We start from the raw sequence: 17,154 nt of genomic DNA, 5'->3' as shown, positions 1-17,154 counted from the left end.
GCCGACCACCGTGAAATCCTGCTCCTGGGTATTCAGGCCGGTTTCGCGGAAATGGCGCTTGACCGCCTCCCAGGCGCCGCGGGCCGTGATCCCCATCTTCTTGTGGTCATAGCCGACCGAGCCGCCGGAAGCAAAGGCGTCGCCCAGCCAGAAACCGTATTCGGCCGACACCGCATTGGCGTAATCCGAGAAGCTGGCGGTGCCTTTGTCGGCGGCTACCACCAGATAAGGATCGTCGGCATCGTAGCGCACCACGTCGGCCGGCGGAACTACCTTGCCCTCGACCAGGTTATCGGTCAGGTCGAGCAGGCCGCGCAGGAAATTCTGGTAGCAAGCCACGCCTTCGCGCAGATAGGCGTCGCGCTCGCTGGCCGGCGGCGCGCTTTTCAGCACGAAGCCGCCCTTGGAGCCGACCGGCACGATCACCGCATTCTTGACCATCTGCGCTTTCACCAGCCCCAGCACCTCGGTACGGAAATCTTCGCGCCGGTCCGACCAGCGCAAGCCGCCGCGCGCCACCTTGCCGCCGCGCAGGTGGACGCCCTCGAAACGCGGGGAATATACCCAGATTTCAAACATCGGCTTGGGCGCAGGCAATCCCGGCACCTTGGACGGATCGAACTTGAACGACAAATACGGTTTCGGCTGGTCGTCAGCGCCGCGCTGAAAGTAATTGGTGCGCAAAGTAGCGCCGATGACCCCGAGGAACTGGCGCAGGATGCGGTCTTCGTCCAGGTTCGGAACCTGGTCCATCGCCTCTTCGGTCTGTTCCTGCAAGGCCTTGGTTCTGGCTTCTGCGCCTGCATCCTTGGCGCGTGCCGGATCGAAGCGCGCCAGGAACAATTCCACCAGCTTGCGCGCAATGGCCGGATTAGCCGTCAAAGCCTGTTCGATGTAGGCATTGCTGAAGGTCGAGCCGACCTGCCGCAGGTAACGTGCATAAGCGCGCAAGATGGTCACTTCGCGCCAGGTAAGGCCTGCGCGCAGCACCAGGCGGTTGAGGTCGTCGTTGTCCGCTTCGCCGCTCCAGACGCGGGCGAAGGCATCCTCAAAGACGCCCTTGATGCGGTCAATCTCGACTTCGCTGTCGTCCGCGGTCTGCATGCCGAAATCGTGGATCCAGGCCGGTTCGCCGTCCTGCAGTTCGATGCGGTAAGGCCGCTCCTCATTCACTTTGACGCCCATGTGTTCCAGCATGGGCAGGCTTTGCGACAGCGCCATCGGCTTGCCGGCGCGGTATATCTTCAACCGCAGCGAGGCCGGCGCGGCTTCGATCGGACGGTACAAGCTCATCGCCAGGCCGGCGTTCTGCTGCGCATCTTCCAGCAAGGAGATGTCGTGCACCGCGGCGCGGGCCGCGTAATCCTCGCGGAAGCCGGCCGGAAACGAACCCGCATAGCGCCGCAGCAGCCGCGTGCCCTGCTCTTCGCCGCGCTGTTCCAGCAACGCCTCCGCCATGTCGTCCTGCCAGCGCCGGGTGGCCTGCACGATGCGCGCTTCCAGCTGGGCGACGTCGATCTCGCTGACGGTGCCAGGCTCGGTACGGACGGTAAACTGGATGCGCGCCAGCATCGATTCCGACAGCAAGGGGGTGAATTCGATGCCGGTGCCGTTGAAGGCTTCCAGCAGCAATACCTGGATCCGCTCGCGCAGTTCGGTATTGAAGCGGTCGCGCGGCACGAACACCAGGCAGGACACATAGCGGCCGAAAGCATCGCGGCGCACGAACAGGCGGGTGCGCTGGCGCTCTTCCAGGCGCAAGATGCCGCTGGCGGTGTCGAACAACTCGTCTTCATCGATCTGGAACAGCTCATCGCGCGGGAATTGCTCCAGGATAGTGGCCAGAGTCTTGGACAAATGGCCTTTCGGCACGAAGCCGGCGCGTTCCAGCACCTTGGCGACCTTGCGCCGCACCAGCGGGATTTCATGAGTCGGCACCATGTACGCCGTGGAGGTATATAAGCCGACGATGCGGCGCTCGCCGATCACCTTGCCGGCGCTGTCGTAGCGCTTGACGCCGACATAATCGAGATAGCCGGCGCGATGCACGGTGGCGCGCGAATTGGCCTTGGTGATGAAAATCGGCGACTGCGCATCAATGATGCCCTGAGCGCTGATCGGCAGCTTGGTCATGTCGGCGCTGTCCGAGGTGCGCAGCGCGTCACGCAAGATGCCCAGCCCGGAACCGGGCACGCCCTGCAGGTAATTTTCACCGGCATTGACGATCAGTTCGTAGTCGCGATAGCCGAGGAAGGTGAAATGATCGTCCACCATCCATTCGAGGAAGGCGCGCGCTTCCGCGACTTCGCCTTTCAAGGCGGCGTCGTTGCCGTCCTGCTTTTTCAGGTCGTCGATGGCGCCGCTGGCTGCCGCCATCATCTGCCGCCAGTCTTCCACCGCGGCGCGCACGTCGCCCAGCACCTTGAGCACGCCGGCCTGGATTTCTTCCATGCGCGCGGCTTCGGTGCAGCGGTCGATTTCGATATGGATATTCGACTCCAGCCGGGCTTTGTCCCCATCCTGGCCGGCCGCTTCGCTGGCGCGCTGGATTTTTTCGACCTGGCCGCCGCCATCGCGCCAGACCCGGAACACCGGGTGGATCACCGCATGCAAGGTCAGGCCAAGGCGATTGATTTCGGTGCTGACCGAATCGACCAGGAAAGGCATGTCGTCGTTGACAATCTCGATCACGCTATGGCCGGATTGCCAGCCATGCTCATCGATGCGCGGATTGTAGATCCGTACGCGCGGCGTGCCTGAGGTGAAATGGCGGCCGAATTGCCAGTGCGCCATCGCGGCGCCGTACAGATCGGCGCTGTCGCGGCTCAGGATCTGCTCTTCTCCCACTTGTGAGTAATATTCGGCCAGGAACGGCTGCATGGTTGCAAACACGTCCGGCGGTAAACGATCACGCGCAAATTCGACCATCTCTGCCAGCTTCTGCTGTTTTCCTTCTGCTGCGGCGTTATGCATGATTTTCCTTCGAATAGCTAAATGGTTAACTTCTTCCGAACTCTACTCTGTTTAGATTCTACCTATCGCAGGCGCAAAACCACAGGCTTTTTAAAAAAACAACCCGTCCGCGGATTCCGTCATTCCGCGGTAAAGCGTTTGTGATATTTTGCCCGCCGCAAGAACGCAAAAACGCCGCTGCGCGCTCACACTTTCTCTCTGCGCACGGGCTATCCGCCGTACCCGCTGGCGCCGATCCCGCATTTTCGCCAAAAACTCAAAACATCTAATTCGTTAAATTCATTTTAATCATTGAATTTAACGAAACATCAGCTTATGATGACTCATGCGTTGGCGAGAATCATCTCTTGCCGCACGCACTGCCAAGCCGCCGCACCGGCTGGATGGCTGCCGGCCGCCGTTAGCGGGCGCTAGCGGCGTATGCGCACCTCGCCCATGCCATCAAATGCTTTCTTTTGGACGCTTTCTCTCAAAACCATGGCAAGCTCAAAATCCTTGATACTGTTCGAACGCGTGCTGACCTTCGAACTGCCGCAATGGCTGGTCGATGCGCTGATCCTGGGCGCCACCGCCCAGCTGGCCGGCCACTTCCATTTCAATTCGGCCATGACCACGACGGCGCCGATACACTCCGTGCTCCTGTATTTCTGCTGTGCGCTTGGGGTGCTGACATTCTCCAAGCTCAATTTGTATACGCCCTGGCAGGACTGGTCCATGACGGCGATCTTCAGCCGCCTCGCCTGCGCCTGGGGCGCCATACTGCTGGCCGGCTATTCCCTCAGCGTCATGGTGCATGGGGTCGGCGCCTTGTCGCGCCGCTGGCTGGTGTACTGGTACCTGATTAGCATCAGCTTCCTGGCCCTGCATCGCCTGCTGATCCATGCCTCGGCCTGCCATCTGCGCAAGCGCGGCATCAATACACGGCGCATCGTGATTGTCGGCTATGGTCCCACTGGCCAGGAAATGCACAAACGCTCACTGCGCAACGCCGCCGCGGTTTACGACGTGCGCGCGGTGGTAGTCGCCGGCGCTGCGTTAGACCAGCTACGCGATGCCGCCATCGATCACATCGCCAGCTACGACGACATCCATCACTATGTAGTGGCGCACGACATTCATGAAATCTGGATCACGCTGCCGATGAGTGCAGCGCCGCAGATGAAACAGCTGCAGCATTGCCTGCGCAATACCCTGGTCGACATCCGCTGGGTGCCCGATACTTCGGGCATACAGATGCTGAGCAGCCTGGCTGTCAATTTTCTGGGCATTCCTGCAGTGGAGCTGAATCGTCCTGCCCCCAGCGGCGCCCACGCCATCGTCAAACACCTGCTCGACAAGCTGTTTGCGCTGGCGGCGCTGACGCTGCTGGCGCCGCTGTTTGCCGTCATCGCCGCCTGCATCAAATATTCCTCGCCCGGCCCGGTGTTCTTCAAGCAGGCAAGGCTGGGGCTGAACGGCAAGAAATTCATGGTCTACAAATTCCGCACCATGAAGCTGCATCAGGAGCACGATCGGCTGACGCAGGCCACGCAAAACGATCCCCGCATCACCCGGGTCGGGCAATTCCTGCGCCGCACCAGCCTGGATGAGCTGCCGCAGTTCCTCAATGTGCTGATCGGCGAAATGTCGGTCATCGGCCCCAGGCCGCATGCGCTGGAACATAACGAGCTCTACGAAAAGCTGCTGGAGATGTACATGGTGCGGCACCGCGTGAAACCCGGCATCACCGGCTGGGCGCAAATCCACGGCCACCGCGGCGAAACCGATACGGTGGACAAGATGGAAAAACGCGTGCAGTTTGACCTGTACTATATCCAGCACTGGTCGTTCCTGATGGATTTTCGCATCCTGGTATGGACCGCCTTCAAGGGCTGGACCGGCAGCGCCGCCTATTGAGACGGTCGGCGTGCTGTTGAGATTCCCATAAACGGGACAGCGTGCGGCCAGGTAGGGTGGGCACCTGTGCCCACGCAGTGCTGCAGACATTCGTGTCGCGGACTGTCGTGCTCCGGACTGCGCGTCCCGTCCCATCCGCGTGGGCACAGGTGCCCACCCTACGAGAGCGATGGATCAACGCGATTTGTCGTGATTTAAGAAAATAGCATTAATAGTAGAGCGTGACCGCCAGCGGCGCCGGACCAGCCGTCAACTCCACCACATCAGCGCTGCCTGGACAGACCGCATCGGTCTGCACCGGAAAAAACTGGCTGACGACACAAGCCTTGGCGCCGTTCCGGGCGAACTGATAAGTCATCCCCGCGCGGGCAACGCTGTTCCAGATCACATGGACCGTTCGTCTTTCCTTGGCTGCCGCCTGGCTTCCCAGCGACAGCTGGTAGTCGCTGCCGTTTACCTTGGCCGCAACCAGCTGGGTCTGGCTCAGTCTGGACAGCAAATGCTGCAAGGCCAGCAATGCCGGCTTCGGCTGGCCCTGCAAGCTGATCAGGCCATAATTGTCTTCGATCGCAGCAGGATTACTTCCTGCATCCTTCCATGCATAGATATTCAGCAAAGACAGGCCCACAAAGACGCTGGACAGATACTCGCGCAGAACCAGCAGCGCCTGGCCGTCCTGGTCGCGGGTCGGGTAAAAGCTTGAATAACCCCACTCGGACGCCAGCACCGGGGCATTGCTTTTTTCGTACTTGCTCATCACCTTGCGGACTTCCGCAAAATCGGCCAGCAGCGTCTCCGGTTTTTCGCGGTAGGGATGTATGGAGATTCCGCTCAGGCAGGTCTTGAGCGAGACGTCCAGCAATTCGTCGTAGGGCGAACTGGAAGATGCACGCGGCATTTTGGAGAAGCCGAAACCAAACACCTTGTACGGTTGAGGATTTGGCTGGCTTTGCAAAGTGCTGCAGATTTGCTGCACCGACGGCACCAGCCCCGGCCGCAGCAGTCCTGGCTTAAGGAAAGTCGAGATTTCCGGCTCATTCCATAGCTCCCATAAAATGTCCGGGTCGCGGTGCTGCTCCATGAAACCCAGCGCAAAGCCGGCAAAATCACTGGCGGACTGGCTGGCGGTTTGGCTGGCGGTCTGGCTGGATTTTTGGCTGCCGGCAAGGTTTGCTTGCCCTTCGCCCCAGACGTCCGGACCGCCAAACAATGTCAGAATCGGCTTCAGCTGCAAGGCATGCAGTTGCGCCAGCAAACCGGCGTAGTCAGGATTTTTCCTGGCTACGGCAGCTATTGCCGGGCGCACGCCAAAGCGGACATACTCGAAACCAGCCTCCTTTATCCTCCTTAGATCCTGTTCCGTGATTCTGGTCGGATCGATCTGGACGCTGGCAGCGGTAGGATAGATAGATAGGATATCGTCGGTTCCCAGCGCTTTTGCCTGGGGACTGCCCAACATGCAGAGCATCAGCATCTGTATGGAAACACCGGCACGTATTTTCATGCACGCTCCTGGTTTTAATGTAACGGCTTCGATGGCAGCGCCGGCAGCGTATCAGATAGAACCGCGCAGCTGTCCAAACAGTTTCTGGTAACTGACAACGAATTGCGCCGGCGAGAACTTGTCCAGATAAGAGTGGCGCCCGGCGCGGCCATAGTCGCGCAAGGTGGCAAGATCCAGATCACGCAGCTTCGCAGCCAGGTCGGCAGCGGTGCAATTGAACACCAGGCCGTTGACGGCATGCTCGACCAGCTCAGGCAAGGCGCCGCGATCGCTGGCGATCACCGGCACCGAGCTGCGGAACGCTTCCAGCACGGTCAGGCCGAATCCTTCATTGCGCGAAGGGACGATGAATACGTCGGCGCGGTCAAAGTAGCGGTCAATCTCGGCATGATCGACCCAGCCATAGTAGTGCACATTGTCGGCGACGATTTTTTCGATCTTGAGATTGCCAAGCACCGCATCGCCGACGATATGGTAGACAAAATCCGGCCTGCTCTTCTGCAGGATATGAATTGCATCGACCAGGATGTCATAGCCTTTCTCCCAATCCAGGCGCGCCGCGAACAAGACGTGCAGATGCTCGCCCGCCTGGCGCTGCGCCCTGCCCTGGCTATCGCGGTCAAGCACGGTGCTCTGGATCAGGATATTTTTCTTTGAAAAGCCATGCCTGCGATTGATTTCGTGCTCATGGCGGGAAATATTCACCACCGCATCAGGTATGTAAGACATGCATCTTTCGACCAGCCGGCTCAGCTGTATCACCAGCCTGCTGCGATCGCGGAAACTGGCCCAGCCATGCGCGCAATAGACAGTCTTGGTGCCGCGTCCAAGCCATGGCTTGGCCAGGCACAGGGCGACGCCGGCGAAGGTGCTGTGAGCGTACACCACGTCCGGCTTGCGCTGCCGCGCCAGCAGCACGATCGCCGCCGCCAGCCGCAGCGGCCCCAGGCCTTTCCTGGAATAGGGATGCGGCTGGACTTTCCTGGAAGCTATCTGATCCGTTTGCGCGGCCGGAATCAGATATTCGAAACGGCAGTTGAAGTCCCTGCTGTAATGCTCTAGCGTATCAAGATAGGTCGCGATGCCTCCCTTGATAGTTTCGGCCACGTTCAGGACATGCAGCGGTTGCGCGCGATTCATTCAGATCTCCTGGTCAAGGGTCTGGCCGTCTGGCCGGGTCGTCATCGATTCCTGCGCCGCTTCTGCATGGTCCGGGACGATGCAAGGAATCCCGAATACGCAAAAGGCGTAGGCGCTCAAATGCCGGAAGAACGAGCCCAGGTCGGGCTCAAAGAAAGTCTGGATAACGAAATTGGCGGCCAGCAGCAAGAACAAGGGATGGCCGTAGTTGCGCCGCTTGATGACCAGAAGAGTAAGGAACCACAACGTCGAGGAAAGGAACAGTTCCTGCACCCGTAAGGAAAATAGCGGCGCAAAATAGAAGCGGACAGCGGCAAACAGCGCGTTCGGGACGACGGTCAGCACACCGCTGGGGACCAGCAGATTGGTGAACATGGTCTTGGAATCTGACAGCCCCTCGCGATTGGCGTTGGCGACGTCGCGCGCCTGCTGCAGCTGATCCCAGAAATCGCCCGGTATCGCACAGCACAGTAGCAACATGCCGATCACCAGGCACAGACGCCACTTGCCGCGGCTGCTTGCAACCGCATACAGAGCCAGCATCAGAGCCGCAATGACTGCGTAGTACACCCGGAATTTACATGCGTACAGCAGATAGAGGACGGTGACTATGCTGATTTTCTTGCACCCCGACAGCTGCGTCGCGCACACCGCGCAAGCAGTCAGGTTCAGCATGATGACGATGACTTCTTTTGACAGCTTGAGATTGAACAGCGCAAACGACAGCATCAGCAGGAAGGCGAACAGCAGATCAAGTAAACGGTAGGACTTCTTGCAGACATAGACAATCACCGCCGCCGTCGCCAGCAGCAGCAGGATCTGCGACCACTCTGGTCCGATCAGCGCATACACCAGCGCGGTGCTGGTAAACGAATCCTGCAGTGAAATATCAAGATCGGTATACCGGATCAGGTCGGTAATCGTCTTTTCGTCGATGAAGAAATAATCCGGTAGAAATACCCGTTGGTAGAAATAGATCAGGCCGCTCAGCAGCAGCAGCAGGATTGCGCTGACAACCCGCAACTCCGGGTTGATGCGGAGCCTATACAATGTTTTCATAGTCGACGTTGCCGCCCACCCAGCGCCGTGCACCCGCAGCGGAGCCCTGATGCACGGAGGCATCCAGCAGCGCCGACACCTCTTTTTTCAGCCGCAGCGTCAGCCGCGCTTTTTCCGTACCACACGATGCCCGCGCGTGGCTGAGCAGATCAAGCGTGTTTTCCACATCCGGTATCGGCGACGGAATGAAAAACCTGCTGCGGCCGATCAGTTCAAAGAATGACTTGACCTTGGCATCCCAGTTCAGGCCGATTGCGGGTATGTCCAGCGCATAGGCGACAATGCTGGCATGCAGCCGGTGGGCGATGATGTAGTCGCAGGCCCGGATATTGGCCACCAGCTGGGCTGGCGCATTCGCCCTGGGCACGTTGACTATCTGCCGGCTGTTCAGTCCGGCCGCCAGCGCGTCCTTGAAGGCCTCGTCCTCAGGAGCGCCATTGGTAAAAAACTTGACCACATACCCGACGGCGATCGCCTGCAGCGCCAGGTTCTCGAAAAACGCTGAAATTTTCAGTTCATACCCCGGCTCGTTCTTGACGCCGTGGTTGACTTCCAGCGGACAGGATATGCAAATGCCAAGCACGTTGCCGCCATGCGCATGCTGAGGATGCTGGGCAAACGTCCGCTGCGAATAGATCGCCGGATCAGGCGTGATGCAGACGTCGCCATGGATCGCGAGGTGCTTTTTCATGTGCTGGGCAGACAGCATGTCGCGCGCGCTGATCCGCACCGGCGCCATATTCTTTACTGCGCGTTGAAACAGGCTGGCGCCGATGTTCGACATCCGCTTCGACGCACCGACTGAAAAAATGGCGACCTTGCCGGACTTGCCGATGGCTCTGATAGTCCGTGAAAGTAAGAACAGCTTGATCGGGAAATTCAGATGGGCATCCATGAACAGCTGGCCGCCGCCAATCACGATGAGATCGGCGCCGGCCAGCTGCTCGGTCCACTTATGACGCCAGCGCCACCAGTACTGCAGACAGAAATAGGCGCATACGACCGATGGCCGCAGCCGTCCAGGCACCCGGTTGATCAAAGGTTTCCGGGACACGGTGGAAGCGTCGTAGCCATCGCGGCCCGCGATATCCAGCGCGCTGATCTGCGCGGCCGGCGCCAGTTCGCTCAGCAGTTGCCGGATATTTTCATAGATGACGCCATCGCCCAGGTTCGGGCTATAGGGAACAGCGCAAATCACAATTTTCATGGATGGCTAGCCTTCAGATTTTTCTTGATCTGGTAAAACATGATCACGGACGCTGCGCCCAGGCCGAAGACCGTCGGCAGCAGCACGTTGTTGATCGATCTGTGGCTGTTGAGAAGGAAAGCAGACAGGAAAAACAGAAAGCCGACCGCAACTGCCCAGCTTGCCTGGTGCGTCAGCCTGAGCGCCTTCAAGACCGTGCGCCCGCCCTGGATGGCGGCGAAGATGAATGGAAACAGAACGTAGTCGCGCATGTTCAGGCCGGCATATTTGGCCCCGAACAGCAGCCCGACCAGCGACTGGCCGGCCGCCCACAGCAGCAGGCTGTATAAAAGACTGAAGCCGAGCGTGACCAGGATGAAGGTGCGCGCCATTGCCGAAAACTGCGCCGAACGTTCTTCCGCCAGACGTGAAAGCTTGGGCAGCTGGTAGTTGGAAATGGCGATATTCAGGTATTGCGCCGGCAGAACCAGGGTCATCACGACACGGAAATTGGCCGCCAGCTCAGCCTGCTGGCGCGACATGTAGAAAATCACCAGGCCGTGCGTCATTGCCCATACCAGGATCTGGCTGAAGGTATTGTTCAGGCCGAAGCTCAGCCATGGAGGACTTTCTGGAGACGCGCCGCTGAGCGGCGCAGTCCTGGGCGCTCTGCCGCCGCTGATCAGGCCGCTTGCCAGCAGTAGCGGCAATCCCAGGAAAATCAGTACTTCATTAAGCTGATACGGACTGTCCTTCGGAATCAGGGCAATCGCCAGGCAGACGCCGGCAAATTGCGACAAGGCCGGCAGCACTGATTTAAGGCTCTTGTTTTGAAGAATGGCGATGGAACGCACCGTCCAGTAAGCAATGAAGCCTGCCAGTGAGAACACCAGCGCCAGGATGAAGTACGGCGGCGCGTTGGGGATATGTGTCACCAGGTAGATGATGACCGGGATGCTGGCCAGGGCAAGCGGCGCGTGCAGCTGCAGCAGCAGCGACTTGCTGATGAAATGATCGGATTTTGAAAATACCAGCAACGGTTCCATGACGGTGCAGCCATGGATGATGTTCAGCAGGATCACTGCCGAGTACACCGCCGAAAACGAGGCAAAGCCGGTCACGCTCAAATACCTGGCCAGCAAGGTTTGCGTACAAAAAAACGACAAGGTAAAGATCGCCTGTTCAAAGATGACCTGAAATAGCGCGCTGAATTTTTTCATGGCTTCGGTTTCATTGGTTTTACCGCGGTAAAGACCAGGAAGCAGGAAGCGCCAGCCGGCGGCCTGCCCCACGCATCTCAGGTTGTTAAGCGCTTGGTCTTCTCATAGGAATAGGCGGTATAGCGATAACTACCGTACTTGGAGCCATAGCCGTATCTGCCGACGTTGGGATCCAGGCCATTGAACAGGACCCCTTTCGGATGGCTGCCGTTGTGTACCAGGCGCCTTGCCGACTCAAGAATTTCCCCGATTTTCGTGATGCCGCTGCGGGCTACCAGGAAAGTCGTGCCTGAAAATTCAGCCAGGATGGCGGGGTCGGCCACCGCCAGCACCGGCGGCGAATCGACAATCACGATGTCGTACTGCTCTGCCACGGCCTTCAGCAGTTCGCCGACGCTGCGCGCTGTCAGCAGCTCCGCCGGGTTGGGCGGCAATTTTCCGGTGGCTATGAAATCCAGGCCGGCAACGACTTCCCTGTGTATCGCAGCCGCCACTGGCAGCGAGCCGGACACCAGTTCGGAGAAACCGCCGTCGCGGCCGAAACCGAAGTATTCGTTGAGATGGCCCTTGCGCAAATCGGCGTCGATCAGCAGCACGCGCTTGCCCGACGACGCCACCACCGCCGCCAGGTTAGCCGCGATAAAGGATTTGCCGACACCCGGCGACGGCCCGGTCAGCAGCACAATATTGTTTTTCGCCTCCAGCATGGCGAACTGCAGCGCGGTACGCAGGCTGCGCAGGCTTTCGATGGCCAGGTCGCCAGCCTGCGCCACCGCCAGCAAAGAGACTTCATGGGGCTTCGCCCTTGCTTGCCTGCTTAGCAGCAGCTGTGCGTCGCTGCGCGGGATGGTCGAATAGACGCTCAAGCCGGTATGCTGCTCGATCTCATTGGCGTCGGTCACGCCGCTGAACAGCATGTTGCGGATAAAGGCAGCCGTCACACTCAGGAACAAGCCCAGCAGCAGCGAGACCGGCAGCACGATCAGTTTTTTCGGCTTGACCGGGATTTCCGGCAAGGCGGCGACATCGACCAGCCGCACATTGCCGATCTTGCCGGCCTTTACCAGCTTCAATTGTTCGATATTGCCCAGCAGCCCGGTGTACAAGGTGGTGTTGACGGTGACGTCGCGCGTCAAACGCAGCAAATCCTGTTCGTTGTTCGGGAAGCGCTTGATCAGGCCATTGACCTTCCCCTGCTCGCCATACAAAGCGCGGATTTGCTCGTCGACTGCTTTCAGCGATGGATGCGAATCCGAAAAGCGCATGGCCAGATCCTTGCGCTTCTGCTTCAGTTCCAGCAACTGGGTCTGCGTATCGACCGCCTTTTGCAGCACCATCGCCCCTTCGTCGCTCATGCTGATGCTGCCGAGCTTGTTGCGCAGGGCGTTATAGAGATTTTCTGCCTGCTCCAGCTCGCTTTTCAGCAGCGGCACCTGCTCGTTCAGGAAGTCCAGCGATTTGGCGGCCTCGGCCGACTTGCGTTCAATGTTCTGCCGCACGTATTGCTGGCCGATCTGGTTCAAGGTCTCGCTGACAATGCGCGCATCGGTACCCTGCCAGGTAGCGCCGATTACGCCAGACTGCTTGCCCTTTTCGACAATCACCAGCTGGTCTTGCAAGTCGAGGATGGTTTTCAAGCGCGCATTGCGGACCAACGCGAAGACGATCCCCGGCCTGGCGTTGAAGCTGGCAACGCGCAGTTCCAGATTGCCGCCCTCCACCGCAAATTTTTCCAGCTTGCCGACGCTGCCTTCAAATACCTCGTCGAACTCGCTGCTGCTGAGGCGATAGCGCCCGTGCTCCAGCACCTGCAGCTTGAATTTCTTCTCTTCGAGCGCCTGCGGCACATTGAAGACATCGGCATCCATGCTTTCATTGCCCCAGGCATAGCCGCCGTAGCCAAGCAATCCGGGCGCAGACAATTTTTTATTGTGGCGCGCGATCCAGCCGCCGATCAAAGGAAAATGCCTGGGATCCTGATCGATATACAAATGCAAGGCATCGACCGAACGCGAGACCACCAGGCGCGATCCGAGTATTTCAATCTCGGCGGCGGCGGTTGACTTGACGTCAAACATGGACGACATGTCAGCCAGCATGTTGCTGGCCGCTGCGCTGGCGGAATTGTCCTCGACCTGCACCAGGATGTCGGCCTGGTACACCGGGGTGCCGAGAAATGCGTAGAGCGTCCCCAGCAAAAAGAAGACTATCGTGACGATGCCGATCATCTTGCGGTTGTCGACCAGCACGTCGAGCAAGGCGGCCAGATTCAGTTCATCGTCTTTTCCCGCGGACAAGTGCAGCGGCTGTGTAAGTTTTGTCATCGTCAGCTTGGCGTCTTCATTGAGTTATCTGGACCGGATCATGGGTTGCCGGCCGCCGCGCCGAGCGGCTGGCCTCGATGCGCGCGGACCATTCGCCGACGCCCTGATCAATCAGCGCCAGGCAACGCTCAAATTCGCCGAGATCCTTTTGGTAGGGATCGAAAATGTCGAAGCGGCCATATTCCCCGAGGCGGAACAACTTGCCGCGGGTAGTCGGGTAATGCTTTTCGATAAACTGCTTCTGCGGCAGATCCATGACCAGGATCAAGTCCGCCGCTTCGCAATGCCAGGCGCGCAATTGCTGTCCGCGATGGGCATCGATATCGATGCCGCGGCGGCGCATCAGCTCTATCGCATGAGGATCGGCCGGAGCGCCGACGACAGCATCGATGCCGGCCGAGCTCAGCCGCACGCCAGGCAATTTGCGGGCGAACATCGCCAGCGCCATCGGGCAGCGGCAGATATTGCCTATGCAAACAATCAGGATGGAATTGATCAATTGTTCTTGTCCACGGCGTTGCGGTAGTTCACCGCATTGGTCGAACTGCCTATGAAGAGCGCCATGATGCGGCTGAAGCGCACCAGTCCCGGCGCATCGACATACACCACGTCCTTGGCTTTCAGCTCGAAATTCTCTGCCAGCGCCAGGCCGACCGGCGACTTGCTGTCCAGATGGAAGATTTCCGGCATGGCGCCGTCAGGCGCTGCCCGCACCACGTAGATCGCGCTCGGATCGCTGGTTTCCGCCAGCACGCCGCCGACCTGGCTCAGCGCGTCGCTCAAGGTCAGCCGGCCATTGCTGCGCAAGGGTACGCCGCGCGGATCGCGTACTTCGCCAGCCACCACGATCTGGTTGTCGGCAAGCGGCGTGACCCGCAGCAAGTCTTCGCTCTGCAGGATGACCCGGGACGGACTGATGCCGTGTTCCGTCAGTTCGGGAATGCTGATCCGGTAGTTCCTGGCGCCGCGCGTCAAGGTGATGCGGCTGGGATCTCCGGACGGGCTGATGCCGCCGGCCTGGTTCAGCGCCTCTGCCAGCGACATCGGCACATCGGTCATCGGCTTGACGCCGGCGCTGCGCACCTCGCCATCCACGTAAACCTTGCGGCTGCGATAGCCGATCACGCGCAGGGTAATCTGCGGATCGCGGATATACTTTTTCAGCATAGCCACCAGCTGCTGCTGCGCCTCAAGCTCAGTCAGGCCGCCCGCCTTGAACCTGCCGACATAGGGAAACTGCACATTGCCGTCATTGCCGACGGCGTATCCCGGCAGTGTCTGCGCGGCCAGGCCGACATTGGATATTTCAGCGCCGCTGGCGCCGATGGTGTAGGTCAAGTTAGGCACCACTAGTTCCGGGTGATCCCATACGATGATCGACAAGACATCCGCCACGCCAATCCGGTAAGGCTCTGGCTTTTCCAGCAATTCCTGGTAATACGACAGGCTGGCCTGCGCCTGCAGCAGGCGCTCGGCGCGCTCCTGCTGCACCAGCTTGAGCGTGATCGGCTGGACCACCGGCCTGGATTCCGGGTCGGTGACGTCGACCGTCCCCCGCGAATCGAATCTCATCCCAGGTGCGAGCGCGCAGCCGCCCAGAGCCAAAGACAGGATTAACAGCAAGATGGTTTTTTTCAATTTAGCTCACACGTAAAGGCATGCACTTTGGATCGCCGGCGCTCCTGGCCAAACCGGCTGACAATTCGGGCGCAAATGCAAAATCAACAAAAACAGTAAATTCGTTACATTAATGAATATAACAAATTAAAATTGTTTTTAATAGCGATTTTTGATTGCGCTGCACCAAAGCAGCTTTAAAATGAGCGAGAGAAATCCTGCCGGCAAAACCATCGCCGTGCGTTGAGGAGATCGATAAGGCTGCTGCCGCAGCCGCGGGAGATTTACCATGTGCGCGGGAAGTAGCTGATCGGGCGTCGGCGCTGGAGCAATCTTCGTGGCGTTCGCAGGCAAAGCTGCCGGACGCCATAAATGATCTGCATTTCATAGTTTGTTAAAATACTTAACTAAATCAATTACCGATGCCAGCAGTGAAACTCAATCAAAGCGATGTCACGACGCAAGAAGCCGCCCGCTTGCTGGGAATTTCCGTCACCTCGGTCCAGCAGCTGGTAGAACGCGGAATCCTGGTTGCCTGGAAAACCCAGGGCGGGCACCGGCGCATTCCGCGCGAGGCAGTGGATGCGCTGAAGGCGGAGCGCAGCGATTTGCTGGAAGAGAAAGGTTCTTTGTCGTCGACATTGAGCGCGCTCATCGTCGAAGACAACGCGCTCCAGCGCAAGGTATACGAGAAGCAGATTTCGTCCTGGGATATCCCGCTGGAGATCAGCTTTTGCGAAAACGGCTACCAGGCGTTGCTGGAAATCGCCCAGCGCAAGTACGACATCCTGCTGCTTGATATCGTGATGGACGGCATCGACGGCTATGAGATCGTCAAGACGGTGCTAGCCAAGCCGGAGCTCAGGCATATCGACATCGCCATCCTGACCACCCTCGGCAAAGACGCCCTGGAAGCCCGCGGCGGCTTACCGGACGAGGTACTGTATTTCCAGAAGCCGATCGTGTTCGAGGAGTTGCGCGGCTTCCTGCGCGGCTGCGCCGCACGCAAGGCGCGCCAGACTCGCTTAAGCGCAGGTACCTGACCGGTATTGCGTAAGGCAGCGGAGAAGGCGCTTGCCGGCCTCTGTACGCCACAGTCCACCGTTTGCCGCCACATTTTTATACCGGATCTTATGCTTTCATGGATGCAAATCAGTAAAATCGGTAGCAGCAACGTCATGCTTCCTGCCGCTGTTGCGATTGCTGTCTGGCTGATAGCCGGCGGCGCGCGCCGTCTGTTCTTGTATTGGTGCCTGCTGTTTGCCGGCACCCTCATGCTGGTCGCGGCGTCGAAAGTCGCCTTTGTCGGCTGGGGCATCGGCATAGAGGAAATTGATTTCACCGGCTTCAGCGGCCATGCCATGCGCTCCGCCGCCATTATCCCTACGCTCTTCTATATCATCGTCCGGCAACAGGCATTTGCGTGGCGCTGGCCGGCCGTCATATTGGGAGTGGGCCTGGCGGCGCTGATCAGCCTGTCGCGCGTGCAGCTGCATTTCCACTCGGTCTCGGAAGCGCTGAGCGGCTCCCTGCTGGGCCTGGCGGCTTGCCTGTGCTTTATCTGGCAGGCGGAAAATGCAGCGCAGCCGGGCTTGAGCCGTACGCTGCTTGCCAGCAGCTTTGTACTGCTGCTGACAGCATCCTTCTCCAAGCCGGTCCCGACCCAGGATCTGATTGAAAGCACCGCGCTCTGGCTTTCCGGCCATCCTGCCGCGGTCGCCGAACACCATCGCCAAAGTAGCGAAAACACGTTGCCGGTCAACTGACAAACAAGGCCGGAACTGCTTTTAGAACGTGTTTATGCTCTCCTGAGCAGTATTGCGAGGAAAGCCAGATGAACGAAGCGCGGGCTGGCATTGCGCCATCGCTCGCGGCTTTTCTATAAGCGTCTGTTCTTTATTTTGTTCTTTATTTGTTGAAAGACTAGCGTCGCCAGTGCGTGGCGACGCTAGCGCAGCAGCAGGCCCGGCCTGTCCTTGAAGCAGACAAGGCCCTTGGCAGTGGGCATTACGCGAGATCGAAGCGGTCCGCGTTCATGACCTTGACCCAAGCCGCGACGAAGTCCTTGGCGAACTTCTCCTTGGCATCCACTCCTGCATAGACCTCGGCATAAGCCCGCAGCACCGAGTTGGAACCGAAGATCAGATCGTTGCGCGTGCCTGTGTACTTGACCGCGCCGGTCTTGCGGTCGCGTCCTTCGAACAATTCGGCCTCGCTGTCCACGGCTTTCCACTC

13 protein-coding genes and 2 pseudogenes are annotated in these 17,154 nt (G+C 59.1%); 3 read left to right on the top strand and 12 right to left on the bottom strand.

What is annotated here, in order from left to right; all coding sequences use genetic code 11:
* On the bottom strand, positions 1-2,973 hold a 2,973-nt coding region (locus VNZ65_RS09115), incomplete at its 3' end, for an NAD-glutamate dehydrogenase (RefSeq protein ID WP_325668190.1).
* 477 nt (positions 2,974-3,450) lie between these two features.
* Here VNZ65_RS09115 and VNZ65_RS09110 point away from each other — a divergent pair.
* A complete protein-coding gene (locus tag VNZ65_RS09110) occupies positions 3,451-4,869 on the top strand; it encodes an undecaprenyl-phosphate glucose phosphotransferase (protein ID WP_325668188.1) in 1,419 nt (472 codons plus the stop codon).
* A 208-nt stretch (positions 4,870-5,077) separates the two neighbouring features.
* Here VNZ65_RS09110 and VNZ65_RS09105 read toward each other — a convergent pair whose 3' ends face one another.
* From VNZ65_RS09105 to VNZ65_RS09065, 9 genes are all read right to left on the bottom strand, one after another.
* Positions 5,078-6,373: a hypothetical protein gene (locus VNZ65_RS09105; protein WP_325668186.1), complete on the bottom strand. Its 1,296-nt coding sequence runs from the start codon at positions 6,371-6,373 to the stop codon at positions 5,078-5,080.
* Between the two features lie 51 nt (positions 6,374-6,424).
* Entirely contained in the window at positions 6,425-7,513 is a 1,089-nt protein-coding gene (locus VNZ65_RS09100; RefSeq protein ID WP_325668184.1) for a glycosyltransferase family 4 protein, read from the bottom strand.
* Complete coding sequence (locus VNZ65_RS09095; RefSeq protein WP_325668182.1) at positions 7,514-8,572, bottom strand: hypothetical protein; 1,059 nt, start codon at positions 8,570-8,572, stop codon at positions 7,514-7,516. It lies immediately after the preceding gene.
* Complete coding sequence (locus VNZ65_RS09090) at positions 8,556-9,779, bottom strand: polysaccharide pyruvyl transferase family protein (protein WP_325668180.1); 1,224 nt, start codon at positions 9,777-9,779, stop codon at positions 8,556-8,558. Before VNZ65_RS09090 ends, VNZ65_RS09095 begins: the two co-directional genes overlap by 17 nt.
* On the bottom strand, positions 9,776-10,978 hold the full coding sequence (locus VNZ65_RS09085; RefSeq protein ID WP_325668178.1) for a hypothetical protein: 1,203 nt from the start codon (positions 10,976-10,978) through the stop codon (positions 9,776-9,778). Before VNZ65_RS09085 ends, VNZ65_RS09090 begins: the two co-directional genes overlap by 4 nt.
* A gap of 77 nt (positions 10,979-11,055) precedes the next feature.
* Positions 11,056-13,302: a polysaccharide biosynthesis tyrosine autokinase gene (locus tag VNZ65_RS09080; RefSeq protein WP_325668176.1), complete on the bottom strand. Its 2,247-nt coding sequence runs from the start codon at positions 13,300-13,302 to the stop codon at positions 11,056-11,058.
* Between the two features lie 16 nt (positions 13,303-13,318).
* Positions 13,319-13,801: a low molecular weight protein-tyrosine-phosphatase gene (locus tag VNZ65_RS09075; protein ID WP_325668174.1), complete on the bottom strand. Its 483-nt coding sequence runs from the start codon at positions 13,799-13,801 to the stop codon at positions 13,319-13,321.
* A complete protein-coding gene (locus VNZ65_RS09070; RefSeq protein ID WP_325668173.1) occupies positions 13,798-14,874 on the bottom strand; it encodes a polysaccharide biosynthesis/export family protein in 1,077 nt (358 codons plus the stop codon). The genes VNZ65_RS09075 and VNZ65_RS09070 overlap by 4 nt, the downstream gene beginning before the upstream one ends.
* Positions 14,875-15,049: 175 nt before the next feature.
* Positions 15,050-15,289, bottom strand: a complete 240-nt coding sequence (locus VNZ65_RS09065; RefSeq protein ID WP_325668172.1) for a hypothetical protein — start codon at positions 15,287-15,289, stop codon at positions 15,050-15,052.
* A gap of 52 nt (positions 15,290-15,341) precedes the next feature.
* Between VNZ65_RS09065 and VNZ65_RS09060 the strand changes: the two genes are divergently transcribed.
* Together VNZ65_RS09060 and VNZ65_RS09055 are read left to right on the top strand one after the other, a co-directional pair.
* Positions 15,342-15,962 (top strand): response regulator, encoded by a 621-nt coding sequence (locus VNZ65_RS09060; protein ID WP_325668170.1) that lies wholly within the window; start codon positions 15,342-15,344, stop codon positions 15,960-15,962.
* A 102-nt stretch (positions 15,963-16,064) separates the two neighbouring features.
* Positions 16,065-16,685, top strand: a complete 621-nt coding sequence (locus VNZ65_RS09055; RefSeq protein ID WP_325668168.1) for a phosphatase PAP2 family protein — start codon at positions 16,065-16,067, stop codon at positions 16,683-16,685.
* 32 nt (positions 16,686-16,717) lie between these two features.
* Here the strand turns inward: VNZ65_RS09055 and VNZ65_RS09050 are convergent.
* Both VNZ65_RS09050 and VNZ65_RS09045 read right to left on the bottom strand, forming a co-directional pair.
* Positions 16,718-16,816 (bottom strand): annotated as a pseudogene (locus tag VNZ65_RS09050) (IS5/IS1182 family transposase); the annotation flags it as partial.
* Between the two features lie 110 nt (positions 16,817-16,926).
* A pseudogene (locus VNZ65_RS09045) lies at positions 16,927-17,154 on the bottom strand (catalase-peroxidase); the annotation flags it as partial.

Source organism: Collimonas sp. (genome assembly GCF_035566555.1).
Classification (GTDB): domain Bacteria; phylum Pseudomonadota; class Gammaproteobacteria; order Burkholderiales; family Burkholderiaceae_D; genus Collimonas.
Note: the sequence above shows the minus strand (reverse complement) of the source record. Positions and strands in the feature narration are given on the sequence as shown.